Below are 20,027 nucleotides of genomic sequence, written 5' to 3'. Positions count from 1 at the left end.
CGGAAATATCGTTATTTGGAGAGGACGAAACCCTTCAGCTTCCCGAACGCCCCGTCGACCAGCGCCTTCTGCTGTTCGACGTGCAGGTGCGAATAGCCCACGGCGGGCGAGGCGGAGGCCGCGCGGCCGGAATAGCCCAGCTTCTGGCCGTCGGTCATGTTCTCGTGGATGTTGTGCTGGATGAAGAACCAGGCGCCCTGGTTCTGCGGCTCGTCCTGGCACCACACGAGTTCGGTCGCGTTGGGGTACTTCTTCAGCTCCGCGGCGAAGGCCTTGTGCGGGAAGGGATAGAGCTGCTCGACACGCAGGATCGCGGTGTCGTCGATGCCCTTTTCCTCGCGCTTCTTGGCCAGGTCGTAGTAGACCTTGCCGGAGCACATCACCACGCGCTTGACCTTGTCGGCCTTCAGGTCCCGCTGGTCCGGGATCACCGTCTGGAAGCTGCCCTTGGTGAACTCGGACAGCGGCGAGGTCGCGTCCTTGTTCCGCAGCAGCGACTTCGGCGTCATGATCACCAAAGGCTTCCGCAGGCTGCGGATCATCTGCCGGCGCAGCACGTGGAAGATCTGGCTGGCCGTCGTCGGCTGCACCACCTGGATGTTGGTGTCGGCCGACAGCTGCATGAAGCGCTCCAGGCGGGCGGAACTGTGCTCCGGACCCTGGCCTTCGTAGCCGTGCGGCAGCATCAGGGTGATGCCGTTGACGCGGCCCCACTTCACTTCGCCGGAGGCGATGAACTGGTCGATCACGACCTGCGCGCCGTTGGCGAAGTCGCCGAACTGGGCTTCCCAGATGGTCAGCGTGTGCGGGTCGTTGGAGGCGTAGCCGTACTCGAAGCCCAGCACCGCCTCTTCCGACAGGATGGAGTCGATGCAGGTGAACGGCGCCTGGTTCTCCGCCACGTTCTGCAGCGGGATGTAGGTGCCGACGTCCCACTTCTCGCGGCTCTGGTCGTGCAGCACGGCGTGGCGGTGCACGAAGGTGCCGCGGCCGACGTCCTCGCCGGACAGGCGGATCGGGTAGCCGCTGGCGACCAGCGAGGCGAAGGCCATGTGCTCGCCCATGCCCCAGTCGACGTTGACCTCGCCGCGGCCCATGGCGGCGCGGTCTTCCAGCACCTTCTTCACCAGCGTGTGCACGGTGAAGCCCTCCGGCACGGTGGTGATGCGCTCGGCCAGGCGCTTCCACTCGGCCAGCGGGATCGCGGTGTCGGCGGCGTCGGTCCACTTCTTGCCCAGGAAGGGGGCCCAGTCGACGGCGTACTTGCTCTTGAAGTTGGACAGCACGGGGTCGACCGTGTGCTTGCCGGCGTCCATCGCGGCGCGATAGGCCTTGACCATGTCGTCGCCGAGCGATTCGCCCAGGCCCTGCGCGCCCAGCCTGTCGGCGTACAGCCTGCGGGTGCCGGGGTGGGCCGCGATCTTCTTGTACATCAGCGGCTGGGTGAGCGAGGGCGTGTCCTGCTCGTTGTGGCCCAGCTTGCGGAAGCACACGATGTCGATCACGACATCCTTGGCGAACTCCATGCGGTATTCGAGCGCGAGCTGGGTGGCGAGCACCACGGCTTCGGGGTCGTCGCCGTTCACGTGCAGCACCGGCGCCTCGATCATCTTGACGATGTCGGTGCAGTACAGCGTCGAGCGCGCGTCGCGCGGGTCCGAGGTGGTGAAGCCGATCTGGTTGTTGATGACGATGTGCACCGTGCCGCCCGTGTAGTAGCCACGGGTCTCGGCCAGCGCCAGCGTCTCCTGCACCACGCCCTGGCCGGCGATGGCGGCGTCGCCGTGCACCAGCACCGGCAGCACCTGCTTGCCCTCGGCATCGGCGCGGCGGTCCATGCGGGCCCGCACGGAGCCCTCGACCACCGGGTTCACGATCTCGAGGTGCGAGGGGTTGAAGGCAAGCGACAGGTGAACCGGGCCGCCAGGGGTGCTGACGTCGGAGCTGAAGCCCTGGTGGTACTTCACGTCGCCGGCCGGCAGTTCTTCCGGCGCGGTGTGGTCGAATTCGGCGAACAGGTCGGCGGGCATCTTGCCCAGGGTGTTCACCAGCACGTTCAGGCGGCCGCGGTGGGCCATGCCGATCACGATCTCCTGCACGCCCTTGGCGCCGGCCTGCTGGATCAGTTCGTCCATCGAGGCGATGAAGCTCTCGCCGCCTTCCAGCGAGAAGCGCTTCTGGCCGACGTACTTGGTATGCAGGAAGCGCTCGAGGCCCTCGGCCGCGGTCAGGCGGTCGAGGATGTGCTTCTTCTTCTCGGTGCCGAAGGTCGGCTTGGAGCGGATCGACTCGAGCTTCTGCTGCCACCAGCGCTTGCGGTTCTGGTCGCTGATGTACATGAACTCGGCGCCGATGGTGCCGCAGTACGTCTCGCGCAGCGCGTTCATCAGCTCGCGCAGCGACATGCTTTCCTTGCCGAAGAAGGTGTTGCTGGTGTTGAACACCGCTTCCTGGTCGGCATCGCTGAAGCCGTAGAACGAAGGCTCCAGCTCGGGGATGTTCTCGCGCTCGGTGCGCTTGAGCGGGTCGACGTCGGCCCAGCGGGCGCCGACGTTGCGGTAGGCGGCGATCAGCTGCTGGACGGCCGTGCGCTTGCGGGCCAGTTCCAGGTCGGCGCCGGCGGCCACCACGACCTTCGTGCCGCCCGCCTTGGCGCGCTGGGCGAAGGCGTTGACGACCGGGAGGTGGGGGACGTCCTTGGCGTTGCTGCCGTCGACGGCGGGAACGTTCTGGAGGGAGTCGAAATACTGGCGCCACATGTCGGGCACGCTGCCCGGGTTCGCCAGATAGTTTTCATACATCTCCTCGACATAGGGCGCGTTGCCGCCGAAGAGATAGGTATTGCCTTGGTAGGCCGTATAGACCGAGCTTTGATCGCTCATCCTGTGCGCTACTTTCCGCCCCCCTGCAGGAGGCATGAGCTGGTTGGAAAAACCTTCCGCGACACGGCTGAACCGGTTGGCGGATGCGACTGTGGTGGAAGGACCCTGGTTGCGGTGGGCATTGTGCCACCGAATCAGGGTAATCACCAAGGCCCGGACCTGCCCGGGCCTTGGTGGCGACGGCTCAGGCAGCCAGGCGGCGGGCCGGCGGCATCGGCATGAAGCGCGGCGCGGACGGCATGGCAGGAATCTCGCGGGGCGCCGCGACGGCTTCTTCCTCCAGCTTGAACACGGCCACCGCGTCCATCAGCCGGCCGGCCTGGTCGCGCATCGATTGCGCCGAGGCCGAGGCCTCCTCCACCAGCGCGGCGTTCTGCTGCGTGACCTGCTCCATCTGCACGATGGCCTGGTTCACCTGCTGGATGCCGAGGGTCTGCTCCGCGCTGGCGGAGGCGATCTCGCCCATCAGCTCGTTGACGCGACGGACGCCGGCAACGACTTCCTCCATCGTCTCGCCCGCGCGCACCACCAGCTGGCTGCCGGCGTCGACCCGCAGCACCGAGTCGTCGATCAGGCCCTTGATCTCCTTGGCGGCCGCCGCGCTGCGCTGCGCCAGCGTGCGGACTTCCGCCGCGACCACCGCGAAGCCGCGGCCCTGCTCGCCGGCGCGGGCCGCCTCCACCGCGGCGTTCAGCGCCAGGATGTTGGTCTGGAAGGCGATGCCGTCGATCACGCCGATGATGTCGACGATCCGCCGCGACGCCGCGCTGATCCCCTCCATGGTCTGCACCACCTCGCCGACCACCGCGCCGCCGCGGCTCGCCACCTCGGAGGCGGAGCGCGCCAGCGCGCTCGCATTGCGGGCGTTCTCGGCGTTCTGGTTGACCGTGCTGGTGATCTCCTCCATCGAAGCGGCGGTCTCCTCCAGCGAACTGGCCTGCTCCTCGGTGCGCTGCGACAGGTCGGCGTTGCCGGTGGCGATCTCGTCCGAGCCCGCCTGCACCGTGGACGCCGACTGGCGCACGTGGCCGATCATGGCCACCAGCGCGGCGTCGGCGTGCCGCAGCTCGGACACCAGGTCGCCCAGCTCGTCGCGCGTGGCGGCCAGCGGCATGCGCCCCAGCTCGCCGCGCGCCAGCGCGCGGGCGGCGTCGCCCGCCTTGGCCAGGCCCGTGGCCATCGCGTAGTACATGCCGAGGAACAGGTAGAGCGTCAGCAGCATCGCGGTGCCCAGCAAGGCCACCAGCACGTTGCGGTGCCAGGTGGCCGTCGCGCCGCGCTCGCGCAGCAGCTCGCCCATGACGACGCGGTTGCCCTCCATCACGTCCCAGGACGCCTGGATCGCCGCGGCCGACGCGTCCTGCACCTGCTGCTGCGTCACCTGGACCAGCTGGGCCTCGATGAAGTTGCGGCGCACGAACTGGTTGAATTCCGCGGACGTGGCCTTGAGCTTCTCGAAGGTCGGCGCCAGCCGGGCCTGCACGCCCGGATTGGTGTCCATGGAATGCTTCAGCATCGTCTGCAGCGTGCTGAAGGTGTCGTCCAGGCGAGCCTGGTTGACCTCGTAGAACACCCGGTCCTTCGGCGAGATGTCGCCGCGCGCCACGTTCATGGCACCGTAGGCGCCCAGGCGCACGATGATGCCGGCCGTGTTGGACGCGTTGTTGGCGAGCGGGAAGCCCAGGTAGAACAGGTCGAGGTCCGGATCCAGCGCCATCCCGGACTTGTCGCCCAGGTCCCGCATGAAGGCATACATGCGCGTGTATTCGAGCGCGTGGGCCACGAACATGTCGGGCGCGAACCTGGTGTCCACCGGGTGGGCCGCCACCTTCTTCTGCAGTTCCTCCCAGCCCTGGCGCAGGCCCCGGACCTCGGGACCCATGTCGAACAGCGGCTTCGCTTCGGCGGCCTGCGCCTCGATGCGCGCGAGCACCTTGTTGATCACGGCGGCCTGCAGGTCCATGCGCTGCCGCACCGTCTCGTCGCCGGGGAAGGTCATGATGACGATGCGCCGGTTCTCGATCAGCACCTGCAGCCATTCGGTCATGACGGCGGTCATGGCCACGGCGGCGCGCTCGCGCTCGATCATGCGCACGCGCCGGTCGAGGCGCTCCACCTGCTGGAAGCCCAGCCAGAGCAGGAGGACGGCCATGAGGGCCCCGCAGAGGGCGAACTTGGAACGGAAACGCAGGCGGCCCATCAGGGCCACCACGGGTTGGAACAACTGCTTCATGCTCGCTCGCCGGCGCCGCGAGGCGCCGCTACAAAAGGTTACAACGAGGAGTTTGGTTGCCAGTTTCGTCCGGTCACTGACAGGGCGCTGACCGGCCGCTCAGGAGCCGGCAACTAGATCACGGATCTGCTGCAAGGCTGCCGGATCCTCGATCGTCGTGAGGTCGCCCGGGTCCCGGCCTTCGCACACGGCCTGGATCGCCCGCCGCAGCAGCTTGCCGCTGCGCGTCTTGGGCAGCAGCGTGACGAAGCGCACGCGCGCCGGCCGGGCGACGGCGCCGAGCGTGTCGTCGACCACCTTCATCACCTCGCCTTCGAGCTTCAGCTTCGCGGCGTCGCCGGCCAGCTTCGAGGCATCCTTCACCACGGCGAAGGCCATGGCCACCTGCCCCTTGAGCGCATCGGCCACGCCCACCACCGCGACTTCCGCGATGTCGGGATGGGCGGAGATGCTCTCCTCGATCTCGCGGGTGCCCAGGCGGTGGCCCGCCACGTTGATCACGTCGTCGGTGCGGCCCAGGATGTAGAAGTAGCCGTCCTCGTCGCGGATGCCCCAGTCGAAGGTGCTGTAGACCTGCCGGCCCGGGATGCCGGACCAGTAGGTCTGCACGAAGCGCTCGTCGTCGCCCCACACGGTCTGCATGAAGCCGGGCGGCGTCGGTCCCTCGATCACCACCACGCCCTTCTGGTCCGCGCCGGTCAGCTCCTCGCCGGTGCTTTCGTGCAGCAGGCGGACGTCATAGCCGTACATGGGCACGCCGGGGCTGCCGAACTTGCTGCGCTGCTTCTCCACCCCGTTGGCCACGGTCAGGATCGGCCAGCCGCTTTCGGTCTGCCAGTAGTTGTCGATGATGGGCACGCCCAGGCCCTCGCTGATCCAGCGGGCCGTGGGCTCGTCCAGCGGCTCGCCGGCCAGGAACAGCGCCTTGAGGCTGGAGAGGTCGTATTTCTTCAGGAAGGCAGGGTCCTGCTTCTTCAGCACGCGCACCGCCGTCGGCGCCGTGAACATCGCGGTCACCTGGTACTTCTCGACCAGGCTCCACCAGATGCCGGCATCGGGGCGGATCGGCAGGCCTTCGTAGAGCACGGTCGCCATGCCGGCGATCAGCGGGCCGTAGACGATATAGCTGTGGCCCACCACCCAGCCGATGTCGCTTGCGGAAAAGTAAGTCTCGCCCGGCTCGCCGAGGAAGATGTGCTTCATGCTGGCGGCCAGCGCCACCGCATAGCCGCCGACGTCGCGCTGCACGCCCTTGGGCTGGCCCGTGGTGCCGCTCGTGTACAGCGTGTAGCTGATGTCGGTGGCGTCGAGCCAGGTGCAGGGCACCTCGGTCCGCTGGTGCCTGTCCGCGAGCGTGGCCCAGTCGTGGTCGCGGCCCGCGATCTTTTCCATGGGCGCGAGGCCGCGGTCGACCAGCAGCACGGCAGCCGGCTTGTGCTTCGAGAGGCGGATGGCCTCGTCGAGCAGCGGCTTGTACGCCACCACCTTGCCGCCGCGCGATCCCGCATCGGCGCTGACCACGACCTTGGGCGTGGCGTCCTCGATGCGCGAGGCCAGCGACACCGAGGCGAAGCCGCCGAACACCACGGCGTGGATCGCGCCGATGCGCGCGCAAGCCAGCATCGCGAACACCGCCTGCGGGATCATCGGCATGTAGATCAGGACGCGGTCGCCCTTCCCCACCCCGAGTGCCTGCAGCATCGCCGCGGCGCGCTGCACCTCCTGGTGCAGTTCGCGGAAGCTGTAGACGCGCTCCTGGTCGGTCTCGGTGGAGACGTGGATCAGCGCCTGCTGGTCCCCGCGCACCGGCAGGTGCCGGTCCACCGCGTTGTGGCACAGGTTGGTCTTGCCGCCCGCGAACCAGCGGGTGAACGGCGGCCGGCTCGCATCGCAGACTTGCGCCGGCGGGGTCTGCCAGTCGATCAGCTTCGCCTGCTCGCCCCAGAACGCGTCGCGGTCGTCGAGCGACCGGCGATAGAAGTCTGCGTAAGTCATTCCGTCATTTCACCAGCGCGAGCACCTCCTCGAACCGGGGATGACCCGCATCCCGCAGCCACTCGAATGCGACCATCTCGGTGGTGACCAGTTCCGCGCCGGCGCCGGCGAGGCGGTCGAAGGCGGCGTCGCGGTTGCGCTCGTCGCGCGAACTGCAGGCGTCCGTGACCACCCAGACTTCCAGCTCCTCCTCCAGCAGGCCCAGCGCGGTCTGAAGCAGGCACACATGGGCTTCGCAGCCGGCGAGCACCAGGCTTTCGCGCGTGGGCGCCGGCGGCGGCGCCGCCTTCTGCAGGTGCTTGGGCAGGCTGCGGGCATTGCCGCCCTGCTGCCTGGGCGCGGGCTTCAGGCGCGGCAGCAGCACGCTGCTGCCGTCGAACGCCATCTTGGTCAGCACCCGGCCGGCCACCAGCGGCTGCAGCGCGTCGACCGTGGGGCCGAGGCTTTCCGGATTCTCTTCGGTGCACCACAGCGGCACGTCCAGCAGCTGTGCGATGCGCGCGAGGCGCACGGCGTTGGCGAGCGCGCGGTCGCCTTCGTGGATGGCGGGGAGGAGGCGGGTCTGGTAGTCCACCAGCACCAGTTGGGATTCTTCGGCGTCGAGCAGCATGGGCGCGATTATTCCCTCTTGCGGCACAGGCCGACGCCGTGCCGTAGCATTCCGGAATGTCTTCCCGTCCCGAACTCATCGTCCTGCACGAGCATCCCGAGTGGCAAAAGCCGCTGTTCGCCGCGCTGGATCGGCGTGGCGTCCCCTTCGCCGCCTTCGACGTCACCCGCGCCGCCTTCAGCAACACCGAGGCGCCGCGCGCCCGGCTGTACTTCAACCAGGCGAGCCCGAGCGCCTACCTGCGCGGCAACACCCGCGCCGTTCCGCTGGCGCTGGCCTACATGCGCACACTCGAGCGCCTGGGTGCGCGCGTCCTCAACGGCGCCGACGTGTTCGCCCTGGAACTGAGCAAGAGCGTGCAAGCGGCCCTGCTGCACACGCTGGACATCCCGACGCCCTTCTCCCTGACCTTCAACGATCCCGCCGCGCTGCGCGCGCATGCCGGGCAGATCGCCTGGCCGGCGGTGCTCAAGCCCGACCAGGGCGGCAGCGGCGCCCGCATCCAGGTGGTGAACTCGGTCGAGGAAGTCGAGGAGATCTTCCGCCGCGATCCTTCGAACTGGTTGCCGGACAACCTGTTCCTGCTGCAGGAATACCTGCCGCACGATCCCGACCAGGGCATCGTGCGCCTCGAATTCGTCGGCGGCCGGCTGCTGTACGCGATGCGCGTCAAGACGCACGGCCGCTTCAACCTGTGCCCCTCGCCGGTGTGCAATCCGGACGACGGCGAAGGGATCTGCGAGATCCCGGCCCACGCGCCCGTGGAGGCGCCGCCGGTGGAGTTCTATCCCTATCCCGAGGTGCCGGCGGAGGCGGTCGAGACCGCGACGCGCATCGTGCGCGCAGCGAAGCTGGACGTCGGCGGCATCGAATACCTGGAGACGCCGGACGGAAAGCGCGTCTTCTACGACATCAACGCCAACTCCAACCTGCGGCCGTCGGTGGCCGAGGCCTTCGGCTTCGACCCGTTCGAGCGCGTGGTGGACTACCTGGTGGGCGAGCTGGAGCGTACCCCGCGCTGAGCGTTGTTCCTAGGGAACATGCTTAAGAGGGGCGTGGCGAGCCCGACGGTAAACTCGCCACGCCTCCTGCCATGCCACTTCGCGCCGCCTCTCCCGATTTCCATCCCATTCGGCTGCTGTGCGTGGAGGACAACCCCGACGACGTCGAGCTGATGGGCATCGCGCTGGAACGCGCGGACCCGTCGCGGCAGTACGACCTGCACCGCGTCGACAACGCGGCCAGCTTCGTCGCAGCCCTCGCCGGCGACTGGGACGTGATCCTGTGCGACTTCAACCTGCCGCGGTTCTCGCCCTACGCGGCGCTGCAGATCCTGGTCACGCGCCGCTGCAACATCCCGCTGATCGTGCTGACGCGCGCGATCGGCGAGGAAGCGGCGGTGCACGTCCTGCGCTGCGGCGCCAAGGACTACCTCACCAAGGACAAGCTGGGCACGCTGCCGCAGATCATCGGGCGGGTGCTCGAGGAACGCCGGCGCGCGCAGGAGAAGGAAAGGCTCGATGCCGAACTGCAGTCCGCCTATGCGCGGCTGAAGGAGCTGTCCGCCCGCTTCGTGCTGGCGCAGGAGCGCGAACGGTCGCACATCTCGCGCGAGCTGCACGACCAGCTCGGTCAGACCCTGACGGCCGTCGTGATCCACCTGCACGCCGCGGAACGCGCGCCGGATGACGAGGCGGCGCGCCAGCACGGCGCCACGGCGGCGGAACTCGCCAACGGCGCGCTGCAGCAGTTGAAGACGCTGTCGTTCTCGCTGCGGCCCGCCCAGCTCGACCTGCTCGGCCTGCTGCCGGCGGTGCAGTCGGCCATGCAGCGCATCGCGGAGCCGGCCGGCCTGGACTGGGACGTCACGACGCGCGGCGAGGAACCGAAGAAGCTGGAAGAGAACGCCGCCGTGGTGGTGCGCCTGGTGCAGGAGGCCCTCACCAACACGGTGCGCCATGCGCATGCCTCGATGGTGCGCGTGCGGCTGCGCTTCCTGCCCGACGGCCGCATCGGCCTGCTGGTGCTCGACGACGGCAACGGCTTCGACAAGCATGCCGTCCTCGACGGGCAGCAGAGCGAGAGGAACATCGGCCTGTACGGCATGATCGAACGAACCGAACTGGCCGGCGGACGCCTGCACCTGCGCACCCGCGAAGGCCGCGGCGTGGCGATCCGCGCGGTGCTGTAATCAGAAAGAAAGATTGGAGGGAGCATGATCCACTCGCAGAACCACCACGGCATGCCGATCCAGGTCGTGCTGGCCGACGACCACGACCTGGTGCGCTCGGGCATCAAGGCGCTGCTGTCCACGGTGGACGGCGTGCAGGTGATCGCCGAAGCGCGCAACGGCAACGAGCTGCTGCAGCTGCTGGAGTCGGTCAAGCCGGACGTGGTGATGACCGACATCTCGATGCCCGGCATGGACGGCATCACCGCCATCGCGGAGATCCACACCCGCTACCCCGAAGTGCGGGTGATCGTGCTGTCGATGTACGACACCGTGGACTTCGTGAAGCGCGCCGTCGGCAACGGCGCCTGCGGCTACATCATGAAGGACGCCCCGCCCTTCGAGCTGGAACAGGCGCTGCGCAGCGTGATGGCCACCGGCAGCTACTTCAGCGCCGCGGTCGCACAGCGGCTGCTGCAGCCGTCGGAGCCGACGGTGGACGACGAACTGACGACGCGGCAAGTGGAGATCCTGACGCTGATCGCGCAGGGCAAGTCGGCCAAGGAGATCGCGTTCGAGCTGGGCCTCAGCCCGAAGACGGTGGACGTGCACCGCGCCCGCATCATGGAGCGGCTGCGGCTGAACGACATCGCGAGCCTGACGCGGTATGCGGTGCGCAAGGGGCTCGTGAAGGCGTGATCTTGCGTCGGGGTTCGCCTTCGGGCTCACCCCGACCTACGAAATACTCGGACACGTCGGTGTAGGGCGGGGTGAGCGGCGAAGCCCGAACCCCGCCGTCACGGCGGCAGCACCCGCACCAGCTTCCCGTTCCCCTCGTCCGTCACGAGATACAGCAACCCATCCGGCCCCTGGCGCACGTCGCGCACGCGGCCGATCCCCTGCAGCAGCTTCTCCTCGCGCGCGACCTTGCCGCCCGCGAGCTCGATGCGATCGAGGTAGTCGAACTTCAGCGAACCCACGAACAGGTTGCCGCGCCAGCCCGCCCCATAGCGGTCGCTGGTGAGGAAGGCCATGCCCGAAGGCGCGATCGACGGCACCCAGTAGTGCAGCGGCTGCTCCATGCCGGCCTTCCCGGTGCCCTCGCCCAACTTGCCGCCGCCGTAGTTCTCGCCGTACGTGATCACCGGCCAGCCGTAGTTGCGACCGGGCTGCGGCAGGTTGATCTCGTCGCCGCCCTGCGGGCCGTGTTCGTGCATCCAGAAGGTGCCGTCCGGCGCCAGCGTCGCACCTTGCGGGTTGCGGTGGCCGTAGCTCCAGATCTCGGGCAGCGCTCCCGCGCGGCCCGCGAAGGGATTGCCGTCGGCCGCCCCGCCGTCCTTCTTCACGCGCACCACCTTGCCGTGGTGGGTGTCGAGGGTCTGGGCGTCGGTGCGCCGCGAGTTGCGTTCGCCCAGGGCCAGGAACAGGTTGCCGTCGCGCGCCTCCACGATGCGGCAGCCGAAGTGCATGCCGCTCGCCACCTTGGGCCGGGCGCTGAAGATCACGCGCACGTCTTCCAGGCGCGCGTCGTCGGCCGCCAGCCGCGCGCGGGCCAGCGCGGTGCTGTTGCCGCCGGGTCCCGGTTCGGAAAAACAGAAAAAGATGGTTCGATTCGTCGCAAAGCCGGAATCGGTGACGACGTCCAGCAGCCCGCCCTGCCCGCCCGCCGCGACCTGCGGCACGCCCGCCAGCGGTGCGCCGGCCCGGCCCTGCGCAGTCACGACGCGCATGCGGCCCGGCCGCTCGGTGACGAGGAAGCGGCCTTGCGGCAGGAAGGCCACGGCCCAGGGATGGTCCAGGCCTTCCGTGACGGTTTCGGCCCGGACGGCCTGCGCCTGGCCCGACAGCGGCAGCAAAGCTGCGAGAATGGCCGCCGTGCCCGACGCCGGCAGCCCCCAGAGGCCGCGGCGCCGGAAGCTTCGAAAGTTGCAGTGCATGGTGGAACCCATTGTTCCCCACCCGCGATGAAAAGCGGGCGCCTCGCGGGCCTGGCTGATTTTCGAGACACATCAAGAACCTGGAATGAATCGTCTGCTTGACCTCCGGGGTGGCCGGAAGCGAAACTCCGTCCCCATGAACCCATGGCTGAGCCTGGTGCTCGTGCTCGCCGCCTCCGGCGCCCACGCCGCTCCTCCCGTATCCGCGGAGGAAGACGTCGGCCGCTTCATGACGGACAAGCGCCTGGTGGACCGCATCGAGGAAGTGCGCACGCAGGTCGGCGAGCGCGTGACCGAAGGCGCCAGCCGCGTCAGCGAAGGCGCGCACCGCGTCGCCCACCGGGCCTCCGACCTGGTGGTCACCGCCATGGGCTTCCTCGGCGTGCCCTATCGCCGCGGCGGCAATTCTGTGGAGACCGGCTTCGACTGCAGCGGCTTCGTCAAGGCGATGTACGAGCAGACGGTGGGCCTGATCCTGCCGCGCCGCGCCAACGAACAGGCCGCCGCCACGCAGAAGATCGACCGCCGCGAACTGCAGCCGGGCGACCTGGTGTTCTTCAACACCCTGAAGCGCACCTTCAGCCACGTGGGCATCTACGTCGGCGACAACAAGTTCATCCACTCGCCCAAGCCCGGCGCGCAGGTGCGCGTGGAAGACATGGGCGTGCCCTACTGGTCCTCGCGCTTCGACGGCGCCCGCCGGGTGCTGCCCGAGACCGGCACCCTGGCGACCCAGTGAGGCGCAGGCAGGGCTTCACCCTGCTCGAACTGATGGTGGTCGTCGCGGTGATCGCCATCCTGGCGCTCATCGCGCTACCCAGCTACCTGGATCGCATCGTGCGCGAGCAGATCCGCGACGCGCTGCCGCTGGCGGACATCCTGAAGCCGCCGGTGGAAGCGGCCTGGCGCAGTGGCACGCCGCTGCCGGTCGACAACGCCTCCGCCGGCCTGCCGGTGGCGGACCAGATCGTCGGCGAATGGATCCAGTCGGTGGCGCTGGAGAACGGCGCGATCCACCTCACCTTCGGCAACCGCGCCAACCGGACCTTGCAGGGCAAGGTCCTGACGCTGCGGCCCGCCGTGGAGGAAGACGCCCGCGTGGTGCCGGTCACCTGGCTGTGCGGCCACGCCCCCGCGCCGGCGAAGATGACGGCGCAGGGTCAGGACCGCACGACCGTCGCGGCCGCGATGCTGCCCCTGCGCTGCCGCTGACTACTTGCGCTGCGGCGGCACGTCGGTGCACGTGCCGTGCGCGATCTCGGCCGCCATGCCGATGCTCTCGCCGAGCGTCGGGTGCGGATGGATCGTCTTGCCGATGTCGACCTCGTCGGCGCCCATCTCGATCGCCAGCGCCACTTCGCTGATCAGGTCGCCGGCATGCGTGCCGACGATGCCCCCTCCCACGATGCGGTGGGTTTCGGCGTCGAACAGCAGCTTGGTGAAGCCTTCGTCGCGGGTGTTGGCGATCGCGCGGCCGGAAGCGCTCCACGGGAAGTGGCCCTTCTTGATCGCGATGCCCTGCGCCTTGGCCTGCTCCTCGGTGAGGCCCACCCACGCGACCTCGGGGTCGGTGTAGGCCACGCTCGGGATCACGCGGGCGTTGAAGGCGCTCTTCTCGCCCGCGGCCGCTTCGGCGGCGACGTGCGCCTCGTGCACCGCCTTGTGCGCCAGCATCGGCTGGCCGACGATGTCGCCGATCGCGAAGATGTGCGGCACGTTGGTGCGCATCTGGATGTCGACCGGGATGAAGCCGCGGTCCGTGACGCTCACGCCCGCCTTCTCCGCGCCGATCTTCCCGCCGTTGGGCGAACGGCCGACGGCCTGCAGCACGAGGTCATAGAGCTGCGGCTCCTTGGGCGCCTGCTCGCCTTCGAAGCGCACCAGGATGCCGTCCTTGGTCGCTTCCGCGCCGACGGTCCTGGTCTTCAGCATGATGTTGTCGAAGCGCGGCGCGTTGAGCTTCTGCCACACGCGGACCAGGTCGCGGTCGGCGCCCTGCATCAGGCCGTCGAGCATCTCCACCACATCCAGGCGCGAACCCAGCGTGGAGTACACCGTGCCCATCTCCAGGCCGATGATGCCGCCGCCGAGGATCAGCATGCGCTTGGGGTTGGTCGCCAGTTCCAGCGCGCCGGTGGAGTCCACCACGCGCGGGTCCTTGGGCATGAAAGGCAGCGACATGGCCTGCGAACCCGCGGCGATGATCGCGTTCCTGAAGCGGATCACCTGCTTCTTGCCGGTGGTGTCCTTGCCGTCGCCGCCCGTTTCCTGCACCTCGAGGTGGTGCGGGTCGAGGAAGGTGCCGATGCCGCGCACGACGGTGACCTTGCGCATCTTGGCCATCGCCGCCAGGCCGCCGGTCAGCTTGCCGGTGACCTTGTCCTTGTGCGCCTTGAGCTTGGCGCGGTCGATCTTGGGCTTGCCGTAGGACACGCCGAGGTCGGCGAAGTGGCTCACTTCGTCCATCACCGCGGCGACGTGCAGCAGCGCCTTGGACGGGATGCAGCCGACGTTCAGGCAGACGCCGCCGAGGGTGGCGTAGCGCTCCACGATGACCGTCTTCATGCCGAGGTCGGCGGCGCGGAAGGCGGCGGAGTAGCCGCCGGGGCCCGCGCCGAGCACCAGCATCTCGCATTCGAGGTCGACGCCGCCGGAATAGCTGCCGGCCGGCGCCGGCGCCGGCGCGGATTGCGCGTTGGGCGGTGGGCGGTCGGCGGCAGGAGCGGAAGCCTTCGGCTGTTCACGCTCAACGCTCGACGCTGAACTCTCGACCGTCAGCAGCACGCTTCCTTCGGACACGTTGTCGCCGACCTTGACCTTCACTTCCTTCACCACGCCCGCGTGGGAGGAAGGGATCTCCATGGAGGCCTTGTCGCTCTCGACCGTCACCAGGGATTGTTCCGCCTTGATCGTGTCGCCAGGCTTCACGAGCACCTCGATCACGGCCACGCTCTCGAAGTCCCCGATGTCGGGGACTTTCACTTCCGTCACGGGCATTTACTTTGCCTCTTTCGCTTTGACAGTGAAGATGTCGCAGGGCAGCTCGGAGTTGCGGTCGAACTCGCAACCCGCGGCGATCCCCGCTTCCGCGATTTCACGCGCGGTCTTGGCCCGGGAGTAGGCCGCGTGCATCGCGCCCAGGGCGAAGCTGCGCCCGGAGCCGATGCCCCAGAACTCCTTGAACTCGAACACCTCGCGATAGCTGTAGAGCCCATAGATCCCGCTGGCGTTGGCGATCACCACGCTGAACTGGCTGGACTCGTAAGGATCGCTGTCCTCCTCCTTCGTCTGCAGGAAGAAGTTGTCCTTCAGGTACGGGTGCAGCTTGGTGAAGGTGTCGAACACCTCGTCCTTGCTTCCCAGCTTCAGGATCTCGCGCGGCATGGACCCCATCGCCTTGCGCAACACCGGGAAGTGCGCCACCGTGCCGGCCATGCCGATGTAGCTGGCGCCGTCGTCGGTGTCGACCTTGAAGATCTTGGTGTTGTCCTCGTACCGGTGCGCGAGACGGGTGTCGCCGAAGGTCACCAGGGTGTCCGCAGCGATGGCGATCTGTCCGGCTTTCTTCACCACCACAACTGTTGTCATCAGCTCTTGTTCTGTTTCTTAGAGTAGGACGCGGCGGAAATCCGCCAGGATCTGCCCAAGGTAGGCATTGAAGCGGGCGGCCGACGCGCCGTCGACGACGCGATGATCCCACGACAGCGACAGCGGCAGCATCAGCCGGGGCTGGAACTGCTTGCCGTCCCAGACGGGTTGCGTCTGGCTCTTGGACACCCCGAGGATAGCGACTTCCGGGGCGTTGATGATCGGGCTGAAGTACCTTCCACCGATACCGCCGAGTGAAGAAATGGTGAAAGTCGCCCCGCTCATGTCGGCAGGGCTGAGCTTGCCGTCGCGCGCCTTCTTCGCCAGCTCGGCCGTTTCCTGGGCGATCTGGAACACGCCCTTCTTGTCGGCGTCCCTGATCACCGGGACCATCAGGCCGTTGGGCGTGTCCGCCGCGAAGCCGATGTGCCAGTAGTTCTTGTGCACCAGGTCGTCGCCGTCGAGCGAGCTGTTGAAGTCGGGGAATTTCTTCAGCGCCGCGACGCTGGCCTTCATCAGGAAGGCCAGCATGGTGAGCTTCATGCCCGACTTCTCGTTCTCCTTGTTCAGCTGGACACGGAAGGCTTCGAGGTCCGTGATGTCGGCATCGTCGTGGTTGGTGACGTGCGGGATCATCACCCAGTTGCGGTGCAGGTTGGCCGCGCTGATCTTCTTGATGCGCGCGATCGGCTTGCGCTCCACCGGCCCGAACTTCGCGAAGTCCACCTTGGGCCAGGGCAGCAGGCCCAGCGCCTCGCCGCCGCCGCCCGCGGGCGCCTTGCCGGCCGCGGCCCTGGTGCGCACGTCGCCCGCCATCACCTGCTTGGTGAAGGCCTGGACGTCCTCCTGCGTGATGCGGCCCTTGGGACCGGTGCCCTTCACCTCCTCCAGCGGCACGCCGAGCTCGCGCGCGAACTTGCGCACGGAGGGCGAGGCATGCGGCAGGGTGCCGGTGGCCGCGGTGGGTTCGTGCGGAGGCAGTGCGGCAGTGGGTGCCTGGCGTTCCGGCGCCGGAGCCGCTGCCTGTGCCGGGGCTGCTGCCCCCTCTCCCCTCTGGGGAGAGGGCTGGGGTGAGGGGCTCGCGGCGCCTGCGGCACCGCTGCCCTGCACCACGGCAATCAAGTCGCCGATGTTGACGATGTCGCCGACCTTGACCTTCAGCTCCTTGAGCCTGCCGGCCGCCGACGACGGGATCTCCATCGAGGCCTTGTCCGACTCCACGGTGATGAGCGACTGCTCCACCTTCACCGCATCGCCGGGCTTGACCAGCACCTCGATCACGGCGACGTCCTTGAAGTCGCCGATGTCGGGGACGCGGACCTCAACGGGGCTCGAGGCACTCGAACTGGGCGCGGCGACTATCGGGGCGGCGGAGCCCTCCCCCTTCGAGGGGGAGGGTTGGGGAGGGGGGGAGCCCGTCGCCCCCGCAGGGGCGGCGGTCGCGGTCGTTTCAATGACCGCGATCGCTGTCCCCTCGGAAACCTTGTCGCCCATCTTGACCTTGAGCTCCTTCAGCACACCCGCGTGGCTGGAGGGGATCTCCATGGAGGCCTTGTCGGATTCCACGGTCAGCAGCGACTGCTCCGCCTTGATGGTGTCCCCGGGCTTCGCCAGCAGCTCGATGACGGCGACTTCATCGAAGTCCCCGATGTCGGGGACCTTCACTTCGACCAGAGCCATGTTTCTTCTATCTCCGCGGCCCGGACGCGGGCCTTCTCGTTGTGGGGAACGCGTCAGGCGTACAGGGGGTTGATCTTGTCGGCCTTGATGCCGTACTTGCGGATCGCCTCGGCCACCTTCGCCACCGGCACGCTGCCTTCATCGGCCAGCGACTTGAGTGCCGCCACTGCAATGTAGTGGCGATTGACCTCGAAGTGCTCGCGCAGCTTGGTGCGGAAGTCGCTGCGGCCGAAGCCGTCGGTGCCCAGCACCTTGTAGTGGCGGCCCTTCGGCATGAAGGCGCGGATCTGGTCGACGTACATCTTCATGTAGTCGGTCGACGCGACCACCGGGCCGGCGTGCTTGTCGAGCTGCTGCGTCACGAAGGGCACCTTGGGCGCGTCCGTGGGGTGCAGCAGGTTGTGGCGCTCGCAGTCGAGGCCGTCGCGCGCCAGCTCGTTGAAGCTCGGGCAGCTCCACACGTCGGCATGCACGCCCCAGTCCTTGGCCAGCAGCTCCTGCGCGGCCAGCGACTCGCGCAGGATGGTGCCGCTGCCCAGCAGCTGCACGCGCACCTTGCCGGCAGCGCCCGGCTTGCACAGGTACATGCCCTTGACGATCTGTTCCTCGGTGCCGGGCTGCAGGCCGGGCATCGGGTAGTTCTCGTTGAGCAGGGTGATGTAGTAGAAGACGTTGTCCTGCTTCTCCACCATGCGCTTCAGGCCGTGCTGCATGATCACCGCCACTTCGTGCGCGAAGGTCGGGTCGTAGCTCACGCAGTTGGGGATGGTCTGCGCGAGGATGTGGCTGTGGCCGTCCTCGTGCTGCAGGCCCTCGCCGTTGAGCGTCGTGCGGCCCGAGGTGCCGCCCAGCAGGAAGCCGCGCGCCTGCATGTCGCCCGCCGCCCAGCACAGGTCGCCCACGCGCTGCAGCCCGAACATCGAGTAGTAGATGTAGAACGGGATCATCACGCGGTTGCTGGTGCTGTACGACGTCGCCGCCGCCACCCAGCTGGCCATGCCGCCGGCCTCGTTGATGCCCTCCTGCAGGATCTGGCCGGACTGGTCTTCCTTGTAGTAGGAGACCTGGTCGCGGTCCTGCGGGGTGTACTTCTGGCCCTGGTGGTTGTAGATCCCGATCTGGCGGAACAGGCCTTCCATGCCGAAGGTGCGCGCCTCGTCGACGAGGATGGGCACCACGCGCGGGCCGAGCTCCTTGTCGCGCAGCAGCGCGGTCAGGAAGCGCACGTAGGCCTGCGTCGTGGAGATCTCGCGGCCTTCCGCGGTCGGGTCGGTCACCGCCTTGAAGGCGTCCAGGCCCGGCACCTTCAGCTGCTCGTCGGCCTTCGCGCGGCGCGCCGGCAGGTAGCCGCCCAGCGCCTTGCGCCGTGCGTGCAGGTACTGCATCTCCGGCGTGTGCTCCTCGGGCTTGTAGAAGGGGATGTCGGCCAGCTTCTCGTCGGGGATCGGGATGCTGAAGCGGTCGCGGAAGGTGCGGATGTCGTCGTCGCCCAGCTTCTTGGCCTGGTGCGCGATGTTGCGGCCTTCGCCGGCCTTGCCCATGCCGAAGCCCTTCACGGTCTTCACCAGCAGCACGGTGGGCTGGCCCTTGGTGTTGGCAGCCTTGTGGAAGGCCGCGTACACCTTCTGCGGGTCGTGGCCGCCGCGGTTGAGGCGCCAGATGTCCTCGTCGCTCATCTTCGCGACCATCTCCAGCAGCTTGGGATCGCGGCCGAAGAAATTCTTGCGCACGAAGGCGCCGTCGTTGGCCTTCATCGCCTGGTAGTCGCCGTCCACGACTTCCATCATCACCTTGCGCAGGATGCCTTCCTTGTCGCGGGCGAGCAGCGGGTCCCAGTAGCTGCCCCAGATCAGCTTGATGACGTTCCAGCCCGCGCCGCGGAACTCGCCTTCGAGTTCCTGGATGATCTTGCCGGTGCCGCGCACCGGGCCGTCGAGACGCTGCAGGTTGCAGTTCACCACGAAGATCAGGTTGTCCAGGCCTTCACGCGCCGCCACGCCGATCGCGCCCAGCGATTCGACCTCGTCCATCTCGCCGTCGCCCAGGAAGGCCCAGACCTTGCGGTTCTCGGTGTTGGCGATGCCGCGGGCGTGCAGGTACTTCAGGAAGCGCGCCTGGTAGATCGCCATCAGCGGGCCCAGGCCCATCGACACCGTCGGGAACTGCCAGAAGTCCGGCATCAGCTTCGGATGCGGGTAGCTGGACAGGCCCTTGCCGTCGACTTCCTGGCGGAAGTTCAGCAGCTGCTCCTCGGTGATGCGGCCTTCCATGAAGGCCCGCGCGTAGATGCCGGGCGCGCTGTGGCCCTGGATGTAGAGGCAGTCGCCGCCCTGCTCCGGAGTTTCGGCCTTCCAGAAATGATTGAAGCCCGCGCCGAGCATGGTCGCGAGCGAGGCGAAGGAGCTGATGTGGCCGCCGAGGTCGCCGCCGTCTTCCGGATGCAGGCGGTTGGCCTTCACCACCATCGCCATCGCGTTCCAGCGCATGTAGGCGCGCAGGCGCTCCTCGACTTCGAGGTTGCCGGGGCAGCGTTCCTCGTTCTCGGGCTCGATCGTGTTCACGTAGCCGGTGGTGGCGGAGAACGGCAGGTCGATGCCCTGCTGGCGCGCTTCCTCCAGCAGCTGCTCGATGAGGAAGTGGCCGCGCTCCTTGCCCTCGGCGGCGATGACGGCGGAGAGGGCATCCACCCATTCCCGCGTCTCCTGCGCGTCAGCGTCGTTGGCGGCGGCTCCGAACAGGCGATCGGGCTGAGCGGACATTTCTTGTCTCCTTGAAGGCGAGTGTGAATTTAGTACGGGCTTGCCGCACGCGGCGGGGAGTGTCGCATAAACCGGTTGCTATTTCAAATCGCGCATAGCCGTTTCATAATGCGGATTATTGTCCACGGCACCTTTGCGGTCCGCGTTGGTCCCAATAAGGCGCGCCCCTAAAC

General features: G+C 68.0%; 14 protein-coding genes. 5 read left to right on the top strand and 9 right to left on the bottom strand.

The genetic code is table 11. The annotated features are described in order from the left end of the window. Positions 1-11: 11 nt before the first annotated feature. From VF522_RS04385 to VF522_RS04370, 4 genes are all read right to left on the bottom strand, one after another. On the bottom strand, positions 12-2,882 hold the full coding sequence (locus tag VF522_RS04385; RefSeq protein ID WP_330907009.1) for a 2-oxoglutarate dehydrogenase E1 component: 2,871 nt from the start codon (positions 2,880-2,882) through the stop codon (positions 12-14). 184 nt (positions 2,883-3,066) lie between these two features. Continuing rightward, on the bottom strand, positions 3,067-5,115 hold the full coding sequence (locus VF522_RS04380) for a methyl-accepting chemotaxis protein (RefSeq protein ID WP_330907008.1): 2,049 nt from the start codon (positions 5,113-5,115) through the stop codon (positions 3,067-3,069). A 99-nt stretch (positions 5,116-5,214) separates the two neighbouring features. Next, the gene (locus VF522_RS04375) at positions 5,215-7,110 is read right to left on the bottom strand and encodes a propionate--CoA ligase (RefSeq protein WP_330907007.1); all 1,896 of its coding nucleotides are present in this window, start codon (positions 7,108-7,110) and stop codon (positions 5,215-5,217) included. Positions 7,111-7,114: 4 nt separating this feature from the next. Beyond that, positions 7,115-7,720 carry an isochorismatase family protein gene (locus tag VF522_RS04370; RefSeq protein ID WP_330907006.1) on the bottom strand — a complete coding sequence of 202 codons (606 nt, stop codon included), beginning with the start codon at positions 7,718-7,720 and terminating at the stop codon, positions 7,115-7,117. Between the two features lie 56 nt (positions 7,721-7,776). Here VF522_RS04370 and VF522_RS04365 point away from each other — a divergent pair, with 56 nt between their 5' ends. From VF522_RS04365 to VF522_RS04355, 3 genes are all read left to right on the top strand, one after another. Next, positions 7,777-8,742, top strand: coding sequence for a hypothetical protein (locus VF522_RS04365; RefSeq protein ID WP_330907005.1), 966 nt, complete (start codon positions 7,777-7,779; stop codon positions 8,740-8,742). 71 nt (positions 8,743-8,813) lie between these two features. Further along, the gene (locus VF522_RS04360; RefSeq protein WP_330907004.1) at positions 8,814-9,911 is read left to right on the top strand and encodes a hybrid sensor histidine kinase/response regulator; all 1,098 of its coding nucleotides are present in this window, start codon (positions 8,814-8,816) and stop codon (positions 9,909-9,911) included. Between the two features lie 24 nt (positions 9,912-9,935). After that, positions 9,936-10,589, top strand: a complete 654-nt coding sequence (locus VF522_RS04355) for a response regulator transcription factor (protein ID WP_330907003.1) — start codon at positions 9,936-9,938, stop codon at positions 10,587-10,589. 98 nt (positions 10,590-10,687) lie between these two features. Here VF522_RS04355 and VF522_RS04350 read toward each other — a convergent pair whose 3' ends face one another. Continuing rightward, positions 10,688-11,827, bottom strand: coding sequence for a PQQ-dependent sugar dehydrogenase (locus VF522_RS04350; protein WP_330907002.1), 1,140 nt, complete (start codon positions 11,825-11,827; stop codon positions 10,688-10,690). A gap of 136 nt (positions 11,828-11,963) precedes the next feature. Between VF522_RS04350 and VF522_RS04345 the strand changes: the two genes are divergently transcribed. Both VF522_RS04345 and VF522_RS04340 read left to right on the top strand, forming a co-directional pair. Next, positions 11,964-12,566 (top strand): C40 family peptidase, encoded by a 603-nt coding sequence (locus VF522_RS04345; RefSeq protein WP_330907001.1) that lies wholly within the window; start codon positions 11,964-11,966, stop codon positions 12,564-12,566. Beyond that, a complete protein-coding gene (locus VF522_RS04340; protein WP_330907000.1) occupies positions 12,563-13,039 on the top strand; it encodes a pilin in 477 nt (158 codons plus the stop codon). Before VF522_RS04345 ends, VF522_RS04340 begins: the two co-directional genes overlap by 4 nt. On the opposite strand, the gene lpdA is transcribed toward VF522_RS04340, so the two are convergent. Genes lpdA through aceE form a run of 4 tightly spaced genes read right to left on the bottom strand, consistent with a single transcriptional unit; the run spans position 13,040 to position 19,854 of the window. Continuing rightward, a complete protein-coding gene (gene lpdA, locus VF522_RS04335) occupies positions 13,040-14,824 on the bottom strand; it encodes a dihydrolipoyl dehydrogenase (RefSeq protein WP_330906999.1) in 1,785 nt (594 codons plus the stop codon). Continuing rightward, the gene (locus VF522_RS04330; protein ID WP_330906998.1) at positions 14,825-15,415 is read right to left on the bottom strand and encodes an MFS transporter; all 591 of its coding nucleotides are present in this window, start codon (positions 15,413-15,415) and stop codon (positions 14,825-14,827) included. Between the two features lie 18 nt (positions 15,416-15,433). Further along, positions 15,434-17,095, bottom strand: coding sequence for a dihydrolipoyllysine-residue acetyltransferase (aceF, locus tag VF522_RS04325; protein WP_330906997.1), 1,662 nt, complete (start codon positions 17,093-17,095; stop codon positions 15,434-15,436). 53 nt (positions 17,096-17,148) lie between these two features. Further along, positions 17,149-19,854: a pyruvate dehydrogenase (acetyl-transferring), homodimeric type gene (gene aceE / locus VF522_RS04320; protein WP_330906996.1), complete on the bottom strand. Its 2,706-nt coding sequence runs from the start codon at positions 19,852-19,854 to the stop codon at positions 17,149-17,151. Between the last annotated feature and the right edge of the window lie 173 nt (positions 19,855-20,027).

The organism is Ramlibacter sp., from assembly GCF_036383835.1.
Taxonomy (GTDB): Bacteria; Pseudomonadota; Gammaproteobacteria; order Burkholderiales; family Burkholderiaceae_C; genus Ramlibacter.
The sequence above is the reverse complement of the archived record's forward strand: the minus strand, read 5'-3'. Positions and strand labels throughout refer to the sequence as shown.

Excerpts from the sequence above, each read along its gene's own strand:
- VF522_RS04385 (WP_330907009.1), bottom strand. The coding sequence starts at position 2,882 with ATGAGCGATCAAAGCTCGGTCTATACGGCCTACCAAGGCAATACCTAT.
- VF522_RS04380 (WP_330907008.1), bottom strand. The coding sequence starts at position 5,115 with ATGAAGCAGTTGTTCCAACCCGTGGTGGCCCTGATGGGCCGCCTGCGT.
- VF522_RS04375 (WP_330907007.1), bottom strand. The coding sequence starts at position 7,110 with ATGACTTACGCAGACTTCTATCGCCGGTCGCTCGACGACCGCGACGCG.
- VF522_RS04370 (WP_330907006.1), bottom strand. The coding sequence starts at position 7,720 with ATGCTGCTCGACGCCGAAGAATCCCAACTGGTGCTGGTGGACTACCAG.
- VF522_RS04365 (WP_330907005.1), top strand. The coding sequence starts at position 7,777 with ATGTCTTCCCGTCCCGAACTCATCGTCCTGCACGAGCATCCCGAGTGG.
- VF522_RS04360 (WP_330907004.1), top strand. The coding sequence starts at position 8,814 with ATGCCACTTCGCGCCGCCTCTCCCGATTTCCATCCCATTCGGCTGCTG.
- VF522_RS04355 (WP_330907003.1), top strand. The coding sequence starts at position 9,936 with ATGATCCACTCGCAGAACCACCACGGCATGCCGATCCAGGTCGTGCTG.
- VF522_RS04350 (WP_330907002.1), bottom strand. The coding sequence starts at position 11,827 with ATGCACTGCAACTTTCGAAGCTTCCGGCGCCGCGGCCTCTGGGGGCTG.
- VF522_RS04345 (WP_330907001.1), top strand. The coding sequence starts at position 11,964 with ATGAACCCATGGCTGAGCCTGGTGCTCGTGCTCGCCGCCTCCGGCGCC.
- lpdA (WP_330906999.1), bottom strand. The coding sequence starts at position 14,824 with ATGCCCGTGACGGAAGTGAAAGTCCCCGACATCGGGGACTTCGAGAGC.
- VF522_RS04330 (WP_330906998.1), bottom strand. The coding sequence starts at position 15,415 with ATGACAACAGTTGTGGTGGTGAAGAAAGCCGGACAGATCGCCATCGCT.
- aceF (WP_330906997.1), bottom strand. The coding sequence starts at position 17,095 with ATGGCTCTGGTCGAAGTGAAGGTCCCCGACATCGGGGACTTCGATGAA.
- aceE (WP_330906996.1), bottom strand. The coding sequence starts at position 19,854 with ATGTCCGCTCAGCCCGATCGCCTGTTCGGAGCCGCCGCCAACGACGCT.